19 protein-coding genes and 1 tRNA gene are annotated in these 17,202 nt (G+C 71.2%); 12 read left to right on the forward strand and 8 right to left on the reverse strand.

Features of this window, described 5'->3' with window-relative positions; all coding sequences use genetic code 11:
- Positions 1–120 precede the first annotated feature (120 nt).
- Entirely contained in the window at positions 121–1,632 is a 1,512-nt protein-coding gene (locus K8U61_RS09825) for an NAD(P)/FAD-dependent oxidoreductase (protein WP_224122829.1), read from the forward strand.
- A 3-nt stretch (positions 1,633–1,635) separates the two neighbouring features.
- Here the strand turns inward: K8U61_RS09825 and K8U61_RS25440 are convergent, their stop codons facing one another.
- Positions 1,636–2,307, reverse strand: a complete 672-nt coding sequence (locus K8U61_RS25440) for a PaaI family thioesterase (protein WP_224122830.1) — start codon at positions 2,305–2,307, stop codon at positions 1,636–1,638.
- Positions 2,308–2,391: 84 nt separating this feature from the next.
- Between K8U61_RS25440 and K8U61_RS09835 the strand changes: the two genes are divergently transcribed.
- Entirely contained in the window at positions 2,392–2,934 is a 543-nt protein-coding gene (locus K8U61_RS09835) for a GNAT family N-acetyltransferase (protein WP_224122831.1), read from the forward strand.
- 145 nt (positions 2,935–3,079) lie between these two features.
- Here the strand turns inward: K8U61_RS09835 and K8U61_RS09840 are convergent.
- The 3 genes from K8U61_RS09840 to K8U61_RS09850 form a co-directional block, all read right to left on the reverse strand.
- Positions 3,080–3,155, reverse strand: a tRNA-Lys gene (locus K8U61_RS09840).
- 56 nt (positions 3,156–3,211) lie between these two features.
- A complete protein-coding gene (locus K8U61_RS09845) occupies positions 3,212–4,525 on the reverse strand; it encodes a hypothetical protein (protein ID WP_224122832.1) in 1,314 nt (437 codons plus the stop codon).
- On the reverse strand, positions 4,525–4,917 hold the full coding sequence (locus K8U61_RS09850; RefSeq protein ID WP_224122833.1) for a hypothetical protein: 393 nt from the start codon (positions 4,915–4,917) through the stop codon (positions 4,525–4,527). The genes K8U61_RS09845 and K8U61_RS09850 overlap by 1 nt, the downstream gene beginning before the upstream one ends.
- Positions 4,918–4,999: 82 nt before the next feature.
- Here K8U61_RS09850 and K8U61_RS09855 point away from each other — a divergent pair, with 82 nt between their 5' ends.
- Complete coding sequence (locus tag K8U61_RS09855; RefSeq protein WP_224122834.1) at positions 5,000–5,638, forward strand: hypothetical protein; 639 nt, start codon at positions 5,000–5,002, stop codon at positions 5,636–5,638.
- Positions 5,639–5,665: 27 nt separating this feature from the next.
- On the opposite strand, the gene K8U61_RS09860 is transcribed toward K8U61_RS09855, so the two are convergent.
- Positions 5,666–6,340 (reverse strand): GAP family protein, encoded by a 675-nt coding sequence (locus K8U61_RS09860; protein WP_224122835.1) that lies wholly within the window; start codon positions 6,338–6,340, stop codon positions 5,666–5,668.
- Between the two features lie 337 nt (positions 6,341–6,677).
- Between K8U61_RS09860 and K8U61_RS09865 the strand changes: the two genes are divergently transcribed.
- Positions 6,678–6,881 carry a cold-shock protein gene (locus K8U61_RS09865; protein WP_224122836.1) on the forward strand — a complete coding sequence of 68 codons (204 nt, stop codon included), beginning with the start codon at positions 6,678–6,680 and terminating at the stop codon, positions 6,879–6,881.
- Between the two features lie 194 nt (positions 6,882–7,075).
- A complete protein-coding gene (locus K8U61_RS09870; RefSeq protein WP_224122837.1) occupies positions 7,076–7,243 on the forward strand; it encodes a hypothetical protein in 168 nt (55 codons plus the stop codon).
- 5 nt (positions 7,244–7,248) lie between these two features.
- On the opposite strand, the gene K8U61_RS09875 is transcribed toward K8U61_RS09870, so the two are convergent.
- Positions 7,249–8,307, reverse strand: coding sequence for a hypothetical protein (locus K8U61_RS09875; RefSeq protein WP_224122838.1), 1,059 nt, complete (start codon positions 8,305–8,307; stop codon positions 7,249–7,251).
- A 211-nt stretch (positions 8,308–8,518) separates the two neighbouring features.
- On the opposite strand from K8U61_RS09875, the gene K8U61_RS09880 reads away from it, so the two are divergent.
- The 6 genes from K8U61_RS09880 to K8U61_RS09905 all read left to right on the forward strand — a co-directional run bounded on the left by K8U61_RS09880 (position 8,519) and on the right by K8U61_RS09905 (position 14,438).
- A complete protein-coding gene (locus K8U61_RS09880) occupies positions 8,519–9,382 on the forward strand; it encodes an NUDIX hydrolase (RefSeq protein ID WP_224122839.1) in 864 nt (287 codons plus the stop codon).
- 186 nt (positions 9,383–9,568) lie between these two features.
- Positions 9,569–10,675, forward strand: a complete 1,107-nt coding sequence (gene pstS / locus K8U61_RS09885) for a phosphate ABC transporter substrate-binding protein PstS (RefSeq protein ID WP_224122840.1) — start codon at positions 9,569–9,571, stop codon at positions 10,673–10,675.
- Positions 10,676–10,747: 72 nt separating this feature from the next.
- Positions 10,748–11,695, forward strand: a complete 948-nt coding sequence (gene pstC / locus K8U61_RS09890; RefSeq protein WP_224122841.1) for a phosphate ABC transporter permease subunit PstC — start codon at positions 10,748–10,750, stop codon at positions 11,693–11,695.
- The gene (gene pstA, locus K8U61_RS09895) at positions 11,692–12,789 is read left to right on the forward strand and encodes a phosphate ABC transporter permease PstA (RefSeq protein WP_224122842.1); all 1,098 of its coding nucleotides are present in this window, start codon (positions 11,692–11,694) and stop codon (positions 12,787–12,789) included. Before pstC ends, pstA begins: the two co-directional genes overlap by 4 nt.
- A gap of 26 nt (positions 12,790–12,815) precedes the next feature.
- Complete coding sequence (gene pstB, locus K8U61_RS09900; RefSeq protein WP_224122843.1) at positions 12,816–13,595, forward strand: phosphate ABC transporter ATP-binding protein PstB; 780 nt, start codon at positions 12,816–12,818, stop codon at positions 13,593–13,595.
- Positions 13,596–13,691: 96 nt separating this feature from the next.
- Positions 13,692–14,438, forward strand: coding sequence for a response regulator transcription factor (locus tag K8U61_RS09905; protein ID WP_224122844.1), 747 nt, complete (start codon positions 13,692–13,694; stop codon positions 14,436–14,438).
- 151 nt (positions 14,439–14,589) lie between these two features.
- Here the strand turns inward: K8U61_RS09905 and K8U61_RS09910 are convergent, their stop codons facing one another.
- Positions 14,590–15,171 (reverse strand): signal peptidase I, encoded by a 582-nt coding sequence (locus K8U61_RS09910; RefSeq protein ID WP_224122845.1) that lies wholly within the window; start codon positions 15,169–15,171, stop codon positions 14,590–14,592.
- Between the two features lie 13 nt (positions 15,172–15,184).
- Entirely contained in the window at positions 15,185–15,820 is a 636-nt protein-coding gene (locus K8U61_RS09915; RefSeq protein ID WP_224122846.1) for a hypothetical protein, read from the reverse strand.
- Positions 15,821–16,083: 263 nt separating this feature from the next.
- On the opposite strand from K8U61_RS09915, the gene K8U61_RS09920 reads away from it, so the two are divergent.
- Entirely contained in the window at positions 16,084–17,124 is a 1,041-nt protein-coding gene (locus K8U61_RS09920) for a hypothetical protein (RefSeq protein WP_224122847.1), read from the forward strand.
- Positions 17,125–17,202 lie beyond the last annotated feature (78 nt).

Genomic DNA, 17,202 nt, shown 5'->3' on the forward strand with positions numbered 1-17,202 from the left:
GGACGGCTGATGTGATCGAACAGACCCCCCGATTGCGAGGTCGGGGGGTCTCGGCGGAACAATGGGTACGAGCGACCGTGTTCAGTTAGCACGATCCAATCGCGGCACGAAAGGTCCGACATGGCAGCGCAGCCAGTCCCGCAGGAAACCCACCAGCCGATCGGGAGCGAGGGACGCCACCGCGTGGTCGTCATCGGCTCCGGGTTCGGCGGTCTCTTCGGCACCAAGGCACTGCGCCGGTCCGACGTCGAGGTCACGCTGATCGCGAAGACGACCCACCACCTCTTCCAGCCGCTGCTCTACCAGGTCGCGACCGGCATCCTGTCCCAGGGCGAGATCGCGCCGTCGACCCGCGAGATCCTGGCCGGCCAGGACAACGCCCAGGTGCTGCTCGGCGAGGTCACCGACATCGACCTCGACGCCCGCACGGTCACCTCCAAGGTGCTGGGCCGCGAGACGACGACGCCGTACGACTCGCTCATCGTCGCGGCGGGCGCCGGTCAGTCCTACTTCGGCAACGACCACTTCTCCGAGTTCGCGCCCGGCATGAAGAGCATCGACGACGCCCTCGAGCTCCGCGGCCGGATCTTCGGTGCGTTCGAGCTCGCCGAGATCGGCGCCCAGCGCGGCGAGAACGTCGACCACCTGCTCACCTTCGTCGTGGTCGGCGCCGGCCCGACCGGGGTGGAGATGGCGGGCCAGATCGCCGAGCTCTCGCACCGCACGCTGAAGAAGGACTTCCGCGCCATCAACACCCGCCACGCGCGGGTGATCCTGGTCGACGCGGCGCCGCAGGTGCTCCCGCCGTTCGGGCAGAAGCTCGGCGCGAAGGCCAAGTCGGAGCTCGAGAAGCTCGGTGTCGAGGTGATCCTCGGCGCGATGGTGACCGACGTCGACGAGCGCGGCATCGAGATGAAGTTCAAGGACGGCCGGGTCGAGCGCATCGAGAGCGTCGCGAAGATCTGGGCCGCCGGCGTCCAGGCCAACCCGCTCGGCAAGACCCTCTCCGAGCAGAGCGGTGCCCCGCTCGACCGTGCCGGCCGGATCGCGGTCAACCCCGACCTCACCCTGCCCGGTCACCCCGAGGTCTTCGTGGTCGGCGACATGATCGCGCTCGACAACCTCCCGGGTGTCGCCCAGGTCGCGATCCAGGGCGCCAAGTACGCCGGCAAGGAGATCGACAACCGGATCAAGGGCAAGGCGTCCCAGGGCCCGTTCCACTACTTCGACAAGGGGTCGATGGCGATCATCAGCCGGTTCCGCGCGGTCGCGCTGATCGGCAAGCTGCGCCTCACCGGCGTGGTCGCCTGGCTGATGTGGCTCGCGCTGCACCTCGTCTACATCACCGGCTTCAAGAGCCGCGTCACCGCGCTGCTGCACTGGGCGGTCTCGTTCATCGGCCGCGGCCGGTCCGAGCGCACCACCACCGAGCAGCAGATCTTCGCCCGGTCGGCGCTCAGTCGCCTCAAGGGTGGTGCGGCCGACCTCGTCTCCGACCCCGGGGCGTACGACGCCGCGCGGGCGATGCTCGAGACGACCCGGCGCGCGGAGCTCGAGGCCCAGGCGGCCGAGGAGGCGCGGCTCACCGACTCCGGCGAGCGTGGCGTCCCGGTCGAGCAGCGGGTCGGCTAGCGCCTACTCGAAGTACTTCGGGGTCGGCTCCTGCCGGTCCTGCTCGGCCATCCGCTCGCGCGCCCAGCGGGGCAGGATGAAGAGGCCCTCGGCCTCGACGGTGACGCCCTCGGCGTCGCTGAGCTGACCCTTGGCCCAGGTGCGGATGCCCTCGCTGCGCTCGATCCAGGCCTCGGCGCGCAGGTCGCCGAGCGGCGTCGCGCGCCGGTAGCGCAGGGTCAGGGTCGCGGTCATGCCGGGCTTGCCGCCGGCCCCGGTGGCCTCGCCGAGCAGCTGGTCGAGGATGAGGGCCGAGACGCCGCCGTGGACCAGTCCCGGCGGTCCCTCGTACGCCGCGCCCAGGTGGAAGTCGCTCCACGCCCGGCCGGTGCTCTCCCGCTCGACCACCACCGGCGGGGACATCGCGTTGCGCAGCCCGACCACGGGGTTGCCCCAGGGCCGGCCGCGACCGGACGCGCTGTAGCGGACGCCGTACGGCCCGTCGAGCTGCTCGGCGCGCAGCCGCGCCGTCAGCGCCTCGACCTGGGCCGTGGCAGCGGCGATCTCCTCGTCGGCGACGGTGGTCCGGATGGTCGCGTCGACGAGCTCGCGCACGGCGTCGGCCAACGGACCGTAGAGCGCCCTCTGCCGCTCGATCTCCGCATCCGCCACCTCGTCGCGCACATACCCGGCCACGCCGGGGATCCTAGAACATGTTTCAGTTTCGTCGCGTCGGAAACCCGGTGGCGACCGGTCCGCACCAGTTGGTGGAATCGTCGCGTGACCACGCTCTCCCATCCCGACGCCAGCCTCGCCGACTCCTGGTCGGAGACGATCGCCGAGTTCCACGCCGCCGGCGAGGAGCACGTGCACGGCGCCGGGCTCTGGGAGTTCGACGACCTCGACGTGTCGCCGGCCGGCTGCGCGGCCGTGGCCGAGCGGCTGGTCGCGCTCGGCGACACCGCCACGCCGATCCCCGAGGACCGGGTCCACTGCACCTACTTCTGGATGACCGATGGCGACGGACCCACGCGCGAGGTCGTCGGGTTCCTGGCGCTGCGGCACGCGCTCACGCCCTGGCTGCTGGAGGAGGGCGGCCACATCGGGTACGCCGTCCGCCCCGCCCGCCGCCGTGAGGGCCACGCCGGCCGGGCGCTCGCCCTCGCCGTCGGCGAGGCCGGCGCGCTCGGCCTCGACCGGGTCCTGGTCACCTGCGACGACGACAACGTCGGCTCCCGGCGGACCATCGAGGCCGGCGGTGGTGTCTACGAGGACACCCGCAACCACAAGCTCCGCTACTGGATCGACACGGCCGGAAAATGAGGTGAACCGCCGGCGTCTCGGGTCACCGACGGTTCAACAGCGGTGAGGCTAGTGAGTCCGAGCCTCGGAGCGCAGCCCCGCGAGGCAAAATTCGTGCGAATCCGCCCGGGTGGAGTAGACCGGTCCGCGCGCGGACCGGCATCGGTGGTAGGCCCCGTGGGACTCGAACCCACAACCCATGGATTAAAAGTCCACTGCTCTGCCAATTGAGCTAGGGGCCCGGAGGCCGGCTGGGAGCCGACCGCCGGGCCAGCGTAGCGGTGGGGGACGGCGGCCCCTACTGGAGCACCGGGGGAGCGCCGTCCTCGTCGCCGGTCCAGTCCTCGTCGACGTCGAAGAGCTCGTGGGCCTTGCCCTGCTCGTCGTCCTTGTTGCCCTTGCCGCGACCAGCGGCTCCGGCTCCACCTCGGCCGCCTGCGCCGCGCGAGCCGGCGCCGGCCTTGCCGGCGGCGCGGCTGGAGCTGCTGCGGCCGGCCGCACCGGCGCCGCGGGCGCCGGTGCCGCTGCGGCCGACGGCCCCGGAGGCACCGGAGGTCGAGGTGCCGGTGCGACCGAGGACGCCGCTCGAGGAGGCGCGGGCGCCGGTGCCGATCGCTCGGCCCGCCGCGCCGGAGGCGCCGGAGACGCCGGAGGTGGGGACGACCCCGCCGCCGAGCACGCCGCGCAGTCCGCCGGAGAGCGCCGCGGCGGCGATGCCGCCGCCGGCCACGCCCGCACCGGCGCCGACCGCGCCACCGACGGAGGTGAGTCCGCCGCCCGGGGTCGCCGTCCCCGAACCGCCGGGGTCGCCGCTGCCGCCGTGGTCGTACCACCAGTCCGGCGGCGGGTCGTTGGTCGGGACCGGCCCGGGTCCACCGGTGGTCGGGTCGTTGCTGTTGTTGGTGTTCGACGGCCCGTCCCCGGGGCCGGTCGGGCCCGTGGGGCCGGTGTCGGTGGGACCCTTCGGCGGGTTCCACGGACCGGAGTCGGTCGGGCCGGCCGGCGGGTGACCGGTCGGGGTGACCGGGGTCCGGCCGCCCGGGTCGCTGCCGCCCGAGGTCGGCGCCTTCTCCGGCTGCGGGTCGGGCTCGCCGTGGATCTCCTTCATCGTGGCCGAGGAGGCCTGGAAGGTGGTGTCCATCTGGTCGGCGTGCTTCTTCGAGACCGCCTCGCGGTGGGCCATCGTGGCCTCGTAGTCGGCGACGCCCGCGTCGTAGTCCTTGCGCGCCTTGATCGACTTGTCCGAGGTGGGGTCGTCGTCGACCGGCTTGAAGTCACCGGGAGCACCGGGCTCCGGGCCGAGCGCCGCGTGCGCCTCCTGGGCGGCCTTGATCTCCTGCGCGGAGAGGCGCAGGGCCTCGGCGCCGCCGCGGAGCGCCTCGGCGCGGTCGTTCATCGCCTTCGCGGACGTCGCGAACGCGCTCTCCATCGCCTGGGAGGTCGCGTGGCCGGCCTCGCCCTCGGGCACGTCCATCGAGCATTTCTGGAGCTGCGTGGCGACGATGTCGAGCGCCCGGCCGCAGCGGTTCCACTCGATGTGGGCGGTGTCGACGACCTCGTGCTTGGCTCCCTCGAGCGCCGTGATCAGGCGGCTCTCCTCCGCGCGCGGCATCAGGCACCGTCCTGGTGGTCGTGGAAGTCGTGGTGGTTGAGGTAGTGCCCGGCGGCCTGGACGCTCTGGCGCACGGTGCCGTAGAGCTCCTGCTGCTCGGTGTCGGTGTCGTCCATGCCCTGCATGAAGGTCGTGAGGTTCTGGCTGTAGATGCCGAGCCCCTTGATCATCTCCTTGAGCGCCTCGACGACGTGCTCGTGCGCCGTGGCGGTCTGGGTGTCGAGGTCGGCGCCGGCCGCCGACCTCCCGAAGGCCCCCACCGTCGAGGTCGTGGGCTGGTCCTCGTGCAGCAGCTCCTGGTTGGTGTAGAGCACACCCTTGATCGTGTCGATCGTGTCCTGATCGACCCCGATGCCCGTCAGGACACCGGACACCTCCGCAATGAAGTTCACGTCTACTCCCCCGAGTGTGGCCAGTTCGGCTGTCACTTTCCCAGCCCCGTGTGAGTTAAAACGACGCGGGTATGACTGGGTCATGAAGCTAGCGCGCGGCCCTCGGGGGCCCCGACGACGCCCGGCCCGCGCCGGCGTCCCCGTCCTGGTCACCGGCCTCGCCCTCGCGGCGGTGCTGACCGCCTGCGGCAGCGACGGCAGCGACCCGTCGGCCGACCCGACACCCACCTCGTCGAGCTCCGGCGCGGGCAGCTCGGCGCCGACCTCGGAGAGTCCGTCGGTCGATCCCGCCACCGGTCTGGAGCTCACGCACGGCGCCCTCACGGTGCACGTCCCCGAGGGGTGGACCCGCGGGAACAGCGTCGGCACGCTCCAGGTGTCGGCGGACGCCCCGCAGCGACGCGGCTACCTCGCGATCGGCAAGATCCCGGCCGTCGACCCGGACGAGAGCGTGATGAGCCAGGGGAAGTTCGCCGCCACGCACGGCGGAGGGTGGAAGAAGGGGTCGGTCACGATCGAGCCGATCGTCAGCCTCGGCGGCGAGCCGGCGTACCACATCTCCGGCATCGAGGAGGGCCTCGGCCCGGCGGACCAGGTCGGCCTCGTCCACGACGGGGTCGCCTACACCCTGAACTTCGACCGCGACTTCGGCGACGGCACCCAGGAGGAGTGGGCGCAGATCATCGCCTCGGTCCTCGCCTCGGCCAGCTGGTCCGGCTGAGCGACCGGCCACGAGCGTCGGCGCGCGTCAGAGGACCCGGAGGCCCTTGCCGACCAGCACCGCGCCGAGGATCAGCAGCAGCACGCTCATCACCGCGGCGTTGTGCTGCTCGAGCCAGACCTTGAGCTCGTCCAGGGGGCCGGCCAGCCGGTCGTGCGCGACCAGGTAGCCGACCACGGGCACGGCCACCGTCGAGGCCGCGAGGACGGTGAAGAACGCGACCGCGACGACCACCTCGCCGGTGTCGGTCCCGGCGCCGCCGATCGCGGTGCCCGCGGCGACGCACAGCAACAGGTTCTTCGGGTTGGCCGCCGAGAGCAGCAGTCCGAGCCCCGCGCCCTTGGTGAGGGTGAGGGTGTCGATCGCCGCCATCCAGCGCGGCAGCGTCGCCTCCTGTCCCGGTCGGGGCCGGCCTCGCCACTGCCGGACCGCCATCAGGAGCAGCAGCGCGCCGAGCGCGATCTTGATCCAGCCCGCCGCGGCCGACGGGTCGTCGCCGTCGTCGTCCAGCCCGGCGCTCGACGCGATCGCGACGACGACCACGGTCGCGAGCAGGATGCCGGCCACCCAGCCGAGCAGGAACCCCGCGCTGGCGGCCCGCGCCCGGGGGCCCAGCAGCATCAGGATCGTGGCGATGACCGGCACCGGGCTGATGGCCACCCCGACCGCGAGCGGCAGGAGCTGGCCGAGCACGCTTCCCATGTCCCCAGGCTCGGGGCGCCCGAGCCGAGGCGGATCACCCGGAGCGGGTGACCGGACCGGTGCGGCGTTGCCTGTCCGTCACACCCCGGACCCACAACCTTCATCCGGCTCCTGAGAAAACCGGACGCAGCCCTCTTGCTGGAACGTGTTGCTTGGTAATGTATGCGGCGCAACAGGTGCAAGTTCCAGCAGGTCTGACGCCCGCGGAGTTTGTGATCCAACGGCGTTTCTTCTTACGTGGGCCTGCCACTCACGCGAAGTCGGAGCGACGTGTCACCGCATCTGGTGTGGACCGTCGAAGTGACGGTTCTCGCCCCGACTAAGGAGTACACGAGCAATGGCTCAGGGCACCGTGAAGTGGTTCAACGCCGAGAAGGGTTTCGGCTTCATCGCGCAGGAGGACGGCGGCGACGACGTCTTCGTGCACTACTCGGCCATCCAGACCCAGGGTTACAAGTCCCTCGACGAGAACCAGAAGGTCGAGTTCGAGGTCACCCAGGGTCCGAAGGGCCCGCAGGCGGAGAACGTCCGTCCGGTCTGACCGCGACTGACGTCTCGGGCTCAGCCCACCACGTCTTCGAGGGGCTCCACCGTTCGCGGTGGGGCCCCTTTCGCATCCCCGGACATCCGTCAGGTCACACCCAGTTTCCATGATCGGGCGTTTCGGGACGTGACCGTCGGGCAGTCTTGGCGTTAGGGGAGGTCAGACACGAGATGCAGGCGGCAGGTGATGGGGTGCAGCACGACCAGTTCGACGTGACCCTCGAAGACTCCGACCTCCTCGGCGAGGTCGAGCTGACCACGAACCTCATCATCGCGGCCAGCGAGTCCGAGGAGCACCTGAGCGTCGACGAGATCGACGAGATCCTCGGCGTCGTCCCTTCGCCGCGCCAGGGCAGTTAGGGCAGCTAGCAGGTCGCGAAGAGCACCGGACCCGACGAGAGGTCCGAGAGCACGTACGCGCCCTCGACCGGGACCAGGTCGAGCCGCACCAGATCGCCGTCCGCCGTCGCCGACGCGACCGTGAAGCGGTCGGTGAAGTCGCCGCCCTGTCCGGGGGCCGGTCCCGCCGCGAGCGTCGCACGGGTGTCGGCGTTGGTCCGGGCCTGGTCGTCGTCCTCGAAGCCCATCGCCACCAGCACGTGGCCGCCGGGCTGCATCGACATCGCGAACGCCGTGACCGGGTTGACCTCGCCCGCCTCGGCGACCAGCCGCTCGCCGGTCGCCTGGTCGTCGTCGTCCGCGTGGCTCATCGCGAGCGCCGAGCAGGTGTAGTCGCCCGCGTAGACCGACGCCGAGAGCGCGTCGCCCGACGCCGAGACGACCTCCTGCATCGGGTCGGGGAGGTCGGTGTCGCCCAGGTGGTCGACGACGCCCTGGAGGTAGTCGGCCTTGTCGCTGGTCAGCACGAGGCCGTCGCCAGCGTCGATCGCGACGTACTGCAGCTCGGGGGTCAGGTCGGCGCCGATCTCCGGGAGCAGGGTGTCGCCCCCCTGCCAGACGCCGTCGTCGCGGTCGGGCCGCGTGAAGCCGCTCGCCTCGAGCTGGTCCCCGACGTGGTCGAGGTCGGCGTCGTCCGGCAGCTTGAGGATCACCACGGCGCCGTCATCGGCCTGGCTGAAGAGCTCCCACGAGACGGTCGCGGGCGAGAAGCCGAAGTGGGCCTGGAGCACGCGGGCCGACTGGACGAGGGCCGACGCGGCGGTCAGGTCGTCGTCGTACCCCTCGTCGAGGAAGTCCTCGACCTTCCCGGGGGAGGAGTCCTCGTCGAGGTGGGCGCCGACGCGGTCGCGGACCGCCGCCCAGTCCGTCCACGAGAGCCGCTGCGCGTCCGCCGGGGCGTACGACGCGGCCCGCTCCAGCGGGGTGCGGTCGTGGTCGCGCCAGAGCCGGACACCGACCAGCGAGGCGGCCACCACGACGAGCGCCGCGACGACCACCATCGCGACCGTGGTGCGCTTCGACAACGGGGGCTCCTGTTCGCGGCTCCGGGGGTGTGAGACTAAGGGCACGACTCCCGATCCGGAAAGCGCCGGCTGCGCGAGCCTTCGCATCCGTTCTGGACGGCGTCGTCGGCGACTCGACGGGCCTCCGGCCTGCCTTCGCACCTCCTTCTTGCCAGAACGGCGCGAAGCCCCGCTCGCTACGGCGCCGGACTAAGAGCCGTACCCTGACGCCATGCCCGGGAAGGACGTGCTCGCCGCCGGCGCCGTCGTCTTCGGCTCCGGCAAGCGGGTGCTCGTCGTGCATCGTCCCCGCTACGACGACTGGTCATTCCCCAAGGGCAAGCTCGATCCGGGCGAGCACATCACCTCGGCCGCGGTCCGCGAGGTCGAGGAGGAGACCGGGCTCCACGTCCGGCTCGGGCCGCCGCTGCACGGGCAGCGCTACCCGGTGACCGGTGGCCGGATGAAGACGGTGTCCTACTGGGTCGGCCGCGCGGTCGGCGACCCCGACGTCTCCGGCTACCGCCCGAACGACGAGATCGACCAGGTCGCCTGGGTGCCGTACGACGAGGCGCGCACGCTGCTCAGCTACGAGCACGACCGCGTCACGCTGCGCGAGGCCTACCCGCTGCGGCGCAAGACCCACGCGGTGGTGGTCCTGCGGCACGGCGACGCGCGCTCCCGGAAGATGTGGCGCCGCCAGGACGACCGGCTCCGGCCGCTGCTCCAGGCGGGCCGGCTCCAGGCCCAGCGGGTGATCCCGATGCTGGCGGCGTACGACGTGACCCGGATCGTGAGCTCGAGCAGCACGCGCTGCGTCGAGACCGTCGCGCCCTACTCCGACACGACCGGGTGGAAGCTCGAGCTCGAGGACGGGCTCAGCGAGGAGGAGGCGAGCGCGGAGAGCGTCGGCGGCATCGTCGACGAGCTGATCGACGGCGACGAGAGCGCGGTGCTCTGCAGCCACCGCCCCGTGCTGCCCGCGGTCTACGAGGCCATCGGCGTCGAGGACCCGCGCCTTGCCCCCGGTGGCATGCTCGTGGTGCACGTGCGCAAGGGCGCCGTGGTCGCGTCCGAGCTCCACCAGGCGCGCTGACCGGATCGCGCTGTCAAGCCCCATTTGGGGTTGTTCACGTGATCGCCGTCTCGTGAGTCCCGGCGCGTCTTCGACTGGGCATGCCGAGTTCACCGCCCGTTCACCGACGGCCCCGGAGCCGTCCACCTCCGCTCCCTAACTTCGCGGTGACAGAGCAGAAGAGAACCCAAGTTCAGGAGCTACGAAGTGATTCGCACTTCCATCCGTCGGGCCGTGGTGCCCGGTATCGCCGTCCTCGCCCTCGCCCTGACCGGGTGCGGCGCCGGCAACGAAGACAACGCCAGCGACGGCGGCGGCTCGAGCAGCTCGGGCCTCAGCGGCGAGGTCGCCGGCGGCGGCTCGAGCGCCCAGGACTCGGCGCAGCAGGCCTGGCGCGCCGCGTTCCAGGGTGACAACCCGGACGTGACCATCACCTACGACCCGGTCGGCTCCGGCGCGGGTCGCGAGAGCTTCGAGAGCGGCGCGTTCCTCTTCGCGGGCTCCGACTCCTACATCACCGACGACGAGGGCGAGCTCAGCAAGGCCAAGGAGCAGTGCGGCGCCGACCCGATCGAGGTCCCGGCGTACATCAGCCCCATCGCGGTGGTCTTCAACCTCTCCGGCGTGGACTCGGTCAACCTCGACGCGAAGACGATCTCCGAGATCTTCGCCGGCAAGATCACGGCGTGGAACGACCCGGCCATCGCCGCGCTCAACGACGGCGTCGACCTGCCGGACACCAAGATCACCCCGGTGCACCGCTCCGACGACTCCGGCACCACCCACAACTTCACCGACTACCTGAGCAAGGCCGGTGACGGCGCCTGGACCGACGAGCCCTCGGACACCTGGCCGATCAAGGGCGGCGAGTCCGCGGAGGGCACGTCGGGCGTCATCGCCGCCGTCAAGGGCGGCGACGGGACGATCGGGTACGCCGACGAGAGCCAGGCCGGCGGCCTCGGCCAGGCCGCACTGAAGGTCGGCAGCGAGTTCAACGCGCCGAGCGCCGAGGGTGCGGCCAAGACCCTCGAGGTCTCGCAGCCGGCCGACACCGCGTCGGACTCGATGCTTGCCTACGACATCGACCGCACCACCACGGAGTCGGGCGCCTACCCCCTGATCCTGACCTCCTACCTGCTGGCCTGCCCGACCTACGACAGCGCGGGCACCGCCGACATCGTCAAGTCCTTCCTGACGTACATCGTCTCGAGCGACGGCCAGCAGGCCGCGGCGAGCGCCGCGGGCTCGGCCCCGCTGCCGGACTCGGTCTCCCAGAAGGCGACGGACGCCCTGAGCGTCATCGCCGCCAAGTAGTCCCGCTTGACCCTGAGGGCGCGGCGGTCCGGAACCCGGGCCGCCGCGCTCCCATGAACCGACAGGAGCTCCGTGTCCGTCACCGAACCGACTGAACGCGCGGCCAGGTCGCGGCCGGCGACGAGCCCGGGCGACCGGGTCTTCGCCGGGCTGTCGTCCGCCGCGGCGATCGCCATCCTGGTGGCCCTCGCCGGCGTGTTCGTCTTCCTCTTCATCGAGGGCTTCCCGGGCCTGCACGCCGACGCCGGCGTCTACAAGCCGGCGGAGGACTTCCTGTCGTACGTCGGCCCGCTCGTCTTCGGCACCGTCTGGGCCGCCGTGGTCGCCCTCGTCATCGCGGTGCCGTTCTCGATCGGCGTCGCCCTCTTCATCTCGCACTACGCACCGTCGCGGATCGCGGCCCCGATCGCCTACGTGATCGACCTCCTCGCCGCCGTGCCGAGCGTCGTCTACGGCCTCTGGGGCGGCCTCGCGCTGGCCCAGGCGACCAAGCCGGTCATCAACTGGCTCTTCGAGCACCTCGACTTCATCCCGTTCTTCGCGGGTCCGCCGTCGGTCACCGGCCGCACCATGCTGACCGCGGGCATCGTCCTCGCGGTCATGGTCGTGCCGATCGTCACCGCGATCTCGCGCGAGATCTTCGCGCAGACCCCGCGCCTCCACGAGGAGGCGGCGATGGCGCTGGGCGCCACCCGCTGGGAGACGATCCGGCTCGCGGTCTTCCCGTACGCCCGCTCCGGCGTCATCTCCGCGGTGATGCTCGGTCTCGGTCGCGCGCTCGGGGAGACGATGGCGGTCGCGATGGTCCTCTCGGCCACGCCGGTCGTCACGCTCAACCTGATCTCCGACACCAACCCGGCGACGATCGCGTCGAACATCGCCTCCAACTACAAGGAGGCGAGCCCGGACCGCCAGGCTGTCCTGATCGCGACCGGCCTGGTGCTCTTCGCGGTGACGTTCCTGGTCAACTTCGCGGCCCGCTGGGTGATCGCCCGCAGTGAACGGAGCATCACGCGATGAGCACCTCGACTCCGCTCGAGCCGGAGCTGGACGGGCTGTCCGAGGGCCTGTCCACGGTCCGGCTGCCGCGCGCCGCGGTCCTGCTGGTCGCCGCGCTCGCCGTCGCCGTGTCCGGTGGCCTGGCGCTGATCCTCGGGTGGGGACTGGTCGGCACCGTCGTGCTGGCGGTCGTCCTCTTCGACATCGGCCTGCCCCTCTGGTCCCGCCTGGTCGAGGGCGGCCGCTACGCCGCCGACCGGCTCGCGACGTGCCTGGTCTACTCCGCCTTCGCCGCCGTGCTGGTGCCGCTGGTCTGGCTGATCTGGCTGGTCCTCAAGAACGGCCTGGGCGCGATCGACGGCGAGTTCCTCACCTACTCGATGCGCGGCGTCGTCGGTGAGGGCGGCGGCATCTACCACGCGCTCATGGGCACCCTGCTCGTCACGCTCGCGACCGCCGTCATCTCCGTGCCGATCGGCATCTTCACCGCGATCTACCTCGTGGAGTACGGCAAGGGCAACCGGCTCGCCCGCTGGACGACGTTCCTGGTCGACGTGATGACCGGCATCCCCTCGATCGTGGCCGGTCTCTTCGCGCTCTCGCTCTTCGTGCTGATCTTCGGTCCGGCGATCCGGATCGGCTTCGCCGGCTCGGTGGCGCTCTCGCTGCTGATGATCCCGACGGTGGTGCGCTCGACCGAGGAGATGCTGCGGCTCGTGCCCAGCGACCTCCGGGAGGCGTCGTACGCCCTCGGCGTGCCGAAGTGGCGCACCATCGCGAAGATCGTGCTGCCGACCGCGCTCGGCGGCATCGTCACCGGCGTCGTGCTCGCCGTCTCGCGCGTCATCGGCGAGACCGCGCCGCTGCTGGTCGTCGCCGGCGCCACCGACTCGGTGAACATGAACCTCTTCAACGGGCGGATGATGACGCTGCCGGTCTACATCTACCAGCAGTACTCCTCGCCCGGGATCGCGCCGCCGACGGGTGGCGACCCGCCGGGCTACGCTCGGGCGTGGGGGGCCGCTCTGGTCCTCATCGTCATCGTCATGCTGCTGAACCTGGTGGCGCGGGTCATCGGCAAGATCTTCGCCCCCCCGACCGAACGGCGCCGTTGAGCGCAACGTTGTGTGAGAGAGAAACCATGGCCAAGAGCATCGACGTCTCCGACCTGAACATCTACTACGGGGACTTCCTCGCCGTCGAGGGCGTCAACATGACGATCCGGTCGAAGGCGGTCACCGCCTTCATCGGACCCTCCGGCTGCGGCAAGTCCACCTTCCTGCGCACCCTCAACCGGATGCACGAGGTGATCCCCGGCGCCCGCGTCGAGGGCAAGGTGGTCGTCTCCGGTCAGTCGCTCTACGACGCGGCGATCGACCCGGTCGCCGTACGCCGCCAGATCGGCATGGTCTTCCAGCGACCCAACCCCTTCCCGACGATGTCGATCTACGACAACGTGCTCGCGGGGATGCGCCTCAACTCCAAGCGGCTGAAGAAGTCCGACGCCGACGCGATCGTCGAGAAGTCGCTCAAGGGCGCCAACCTCTGGAACGAGGTCAAGGACCGCCTGTCCAAGCCCGGTATGGGCCTGTCGGGCGGCCAGCAGCAGCGCCTCTGCATCGCCCGCGCGATCGCGGTCGAGCCCGAGGTGCTGCTGATGGACGAGCCGTGCTCGGCGCTCGACCCGATCTCGACGTCGGCGATCGAGGACCTGATCCACGAGCTCAAGTCCGAGTACACGATCGTGATCGTGACCCACAACATGCAGCAGGCGGCGCGCGTCTCCGACGACACCGGCTTCTTCAACCTCAAGGCCGCCGGTCAGCCCGGCCACCTGGTGGAGTTCAACCCGACCACGAAGATGTTCACCAACCCCGACGAGGAGTCGACCGAGGCCTACATCTCGGGTCGCTTCGGATAACCCCTGCTACGCCTCAGGTGCCCTGGGGGACGGCCGATGTTCTGTCCGGAAGTGTCAGACAAAGCCAGCCAACCCAGTCATCCCAGGGAGCCCCAGGTGCCGCGCAGAGCAGTCGTGGTCGAGGACGATGCGGACACCGCGTCGCTCCTCGAGATCGCGCTGACCTCTCAGGGCTTCGAGGTGAGCATCGCCGACGAGGGTCAGGCGGCCGTCGAGATGGTGAGCGCGCTCCAGCCGGACCTGGTCACCCTCGACGTCGGCCTGCCCGGCATCGACGGGCTCGAGGTGTGCCGGCGGATCCGGCCGCTCACGGACGCGTACGTCGTCATGGTGACCGCCCAGGGCGACGAGATCGACCGGCTGATCGGGCTGGAGACCGGCGCCGACGACTACCTCCCCAAGCCGATCAGCGTCCGCGAGCTCAAGGCCCGCGTCAACGCGATGTTCCGCCGGCCCCGCCGCCTCACCGAGAGCCTCGCCCCGGCGTACGACGAGCCGGTGCCGGTCGTGTCCGTCGTACCCGACTCCGAGATCGCGCACGAGGTGCTCCGCCACGGCGACCTGACCGTCGACGTCGACGCCCACCGGGCGTGGTGCGGCGGGTCCGAGGTCAGCCTGACGCCGACCGAGTTCGACCTGCTCGTCACGCTGATGCGCTCGCCGACCCGGGTGTGGTCGCGCAGCGTCCTGATGCAGGAGGTCTGGGGTCAGACGTGGGGCGAGACGCACCACGTCGAGGTGCACATGGGCAACCTGCGGCGCAAGCTCGGCGACCGGCGCGGCGAGGTGCGGTTCGTCGAGACCGTGCGCGGCGTCGGCTATCGCCTGCGGGCCGCCAGCTGAAGGACCTTCGGCCCCCCGGGCGGACCGTCGCGCTCGTCGACGAGCGTGCCGACGGGGAACACCGCGCCCGCGCCAGGCATCGGCACCTCCGGCCCCGAGGGCACCAGGCGCCGGGGCTCGAGGGGGCGGAAGTCGACTCTCTCCGTCACGGCTACTCCTTGTCCGACCGCCAGATGAGCGAGAGCCCGAGAAGGAGGGCCGCACCGAGCGCGACCCACGAGGCACCGTAGCGGACCACGGGGGAGCGCAGGGCGCGAATGACGTCGCCGACCATCGGGACCACGTGCTCGGTCTTCCAGACGGTCGAGTCGGTGATCGTCGCGCGCCACGGGTCCGGGCCCGGGTTGGCGTCGCCCTGCGTGCGGACCATGACGCTGCCGTCGGCGTGGTGCTTGACCGCGATGACCCGGTGGGTCTCCACGTGCTGGTCGGCGACCGGCGCCCGGAAGGTGAGGATGTCGCCCACCTCGACCTCGTCGGCCGGGATCGGCTCCGACACGACCAGGTCGCCGGGGTCGATGGTGCCGGTCATGCTGCCGGTCAGCATCACCGCGGTGCGGTAGCCGAGCACGTGCGGCCCGATCGCGAGGGCCGCGAACCCGACCACCGCCGCGAGCAGCGCGACCGACGCGAGCGCGCTCAGGCCGCGCCGTACGACGGCGCGCGCCTGGGGCTCGCGGCGGTGCCGCGCGTACGCGGTGAACGGCGGCAGCTCGAGGACGTGGGCGGTCATGGGTATGGTCCGATCAGGAGGCGGTCGGGGTGACGACGGTGGTGGTGCCGGTGCGCTGGGTGCCGGTCAGGGTCCAGGTGACGCCGGTGCTGAGGCCCTGGGTGGAGCTGCCCGACGTCGACGACGGCAGGGTGAGGGTCGCTCGGATGTAGACGGCCTTGCCGGAGTTGATCGTCGGCAGCCAGCTGGAGGTCTGGCCCCAGCCGCTGGTCGGGCCGTTGTCGCCGAGCGGGCCGTTGGTCGACAGGTTCGTCGTCGTACCGGGGCAGGTCATGGCGTTGCCGTTGACGACCCAGGGCTTGTCGCAGTTGTCGACCGTGAGCCGCAGGGCCTGGGTCAGCGCGTTGTTGTTGGTGATCGTGGTGGTCAGGTCGAGCCCGCCGAGCTGCACGGAGTTCGGAGCCAGCTGGATCGTCACCGGGAACACGATCGAGTCGCCGGGCACCATCTTCGAGGCGGTGACCCCGGTGCTGTTGGCGGCCGAGTTCATCAGCACGCCGACGGTGCCCGAGTCGACCGAGGCGCCCGCGTCGGTGGTGTCGGTGTAGGCACCGAAGGTGCCGACGCCGGCGACGCTGGCGGCGCCGCCCACGAGGGCGACGGTGGCGAGGATCTTGGTGATGGTCCGGCGAGCGGTGGTGGTGCGCATCGGGGTGTCCCTTCCGTGGGTTCCCCGCCTGGCGATCGGCCTGCGGGGCGTCCTGACACACCTATGGAACAACTGTCATCTCAAGACCCCGCTGCCCGGATGCTCACCGTTTCTGCAAGACAACTGCAAGGGGTCGGATGCGGTAGTCCCGCACGTTCTCGCGGTCAGAACCGCCCTGGACCGCGAAAACGTGCGGGGCGAACGCCCCCAGGGCCCCGTGGATTACCCCCGCGCGAGATCGAGGATCCCGGCACCGTGTCGCCATGGATCTCTCCGGGGTACGACGCGACGTGGTGCTGCCCGTCCGCGTCGACCCGGAGGGCAAGACCGGACCTACGCCGCATGAGTCTCGCGGCCCGCGCTGGCGGCGCTCCAGCCGCGGACTCTTCGTGCCGGCCGAGGTCGACGCCACCACCCTCTCTCAGCGGGTGGTCGAGGCGGCGGCCGCGCTCCCGGACGACTGGGGCGGGATCACGGGTTGGGCCGCCTTGGGATGGATGGGCGGACGGTGGTTCGACGGGACCCCGTGGGGCGGTGGGGAGACGCGCCCGGTCGTTCGTGCCGTCGGGGGCAACCACTGGGCGCGCGCGCAGCCGGGGCTCCCGATCAGCGAGGAGCGGCTCAAGCCGGGTGACCTCCTGGTGGTCGACGGCGTGCGCGTGACCCACGCGGTCCGATCGGTTCTCTTCGATGTCCGCTACGCCACGAGTCTCCTGTCCGCGGTGACCACGATCGACATGGCCTGCTTCAACGACCTGGTCTCGCTGGCCGAGCTCGATGAGTTCGCGGCCGGGCTGCGCGGTTGGACGGGCATCCCGCTCTTCCGGCGGGCGCGAAGGCTGGCCCGCGAGAACAGCTGGTCACCCCAGGAGGTCGAGATGCGTCTCGAGTGGGAGCGCGCCACCGGTCGCCGGCGACCTCTGTGCAATCAGCCGGTCTTCGACCTCGACGGAGGTCTGCTGGGTACGCCGGACCTCCTCGACCCCGAGGCCGGCGTGTACGGCCAGTACGACGGAGCCTTGCACCTGGCGGGCGCCCAGCGGGCCCGTGACCTGGATCGCCAGCACGACTTCGAGTCGCACGGCCTGGTCGGGGTGACGAAGGTGGCCGCAGATCGGCAGGACCCTGTGCGGTACCTCGAGCGGCTCTCATCGGCCTATGGCCGCGCTGCCGACATCCCGGCCTCGCGTCGTCGGTGGACCATCGAGCCGCCTGGCTGGTGGCGGGACACCACGACCGTGGCTGCGCGCCGCGCCCTGGACGACGGGCTCCGGGGTCGGCTGCTCGGCCACCGGGCGGCCTGAGCGTCGAGGGTCGTAGTCCCGCACGAATTCGCGGGGGTTGGGGGCGGCCACCCCGCACACCGGCGGGGCCAAGCCCCC

Origin of the sequence: Nocardioides mangrovi (genome assembly GCF_020073815.1) — a bacterium.
GTDB classification, from domain to species: Bacteria; Actinomycetota; Actinomycetes; order Propionibacteriales; family Nocardioidaceae; genus Nocardioides; species Nocardioides mangrovi.

Coding starts and splice junctions, on each gene's coding strand:
- K8U61_RS09825 (WP_224122829.1), top strand. CDS start 121: ATGGCAGCGCAGCCAGTCCCGCAGGAAACCCACCAGCCGATCGGGAGC.
- K8U61_RS09845 (WP_224122832.1), bottom strand. CDS start 4,525: ATGCCGCGCGCGGAGGAGAGCCGCCTGATCACGGCGCTCGAGGGAGCC.
- K8U61_RS09855 (WP_224122834.1), top strand. CDS start 5,000: ATGAAGCTAGCGCGCGGCCCTCGGGGGCCCCGACGACGCCCGGCCCGC.
- K8U61_RS09860 (WP_224122835.1), bottom strand. CDS start 6,340: ATGGGAAGCGTGCTCGGCCAGCTCCTGCCGCTCGCGGTCGGGGTGGCC.
- K8U61_RS09865 (WP_224122836.1), top strand. CDS start 6,678: ATGGCTCAGGGCACCGTGAAGTGGTTCAACGCCGAGAAGGGTTTCGGC.
- K8U61_RS09880 (WP_224122839.1), top strand. CDS start 8,519: ATGCCCGGGAAGGACGTGCTCGCCGCCGGCGCCGTCGTCTTCGGCTCC.
- pstA (WP_224122842.1), top strand. CDS start 11,692: ATGAGCACCTCGACTCCGCTCGAGCCGGAGCTGGACGGGCTGTCCGAG.
- pstB (WP_224122843.1), top strand. CDS start 12,816: ATGGCCAAGAGCATCGACGTCTCCGACCTGAACATCTACTACGGGGAC.
- K8U61_RS09910 (WP_224122845.1), bottom strand. CDS start 15,171: ATGACCGCCCACGTCCTCGAGCTGCCGCCGTTCACCGCGTACGCGCGG.
- K8U61_RS09915 (WP_224122846.1), bottom strand. CDS start 15,820: ATGCGCACCACCACCGCTCGCCGGACCATCACCAAGATCCTCGCCACC.
- K8U61_RS09920 (WP_224122847.1), top strand. CDS start 16,084: ATGGATCTCTCCGGGGTACGACGCGACGTGGTGCTGCCCGTCCGCGTC.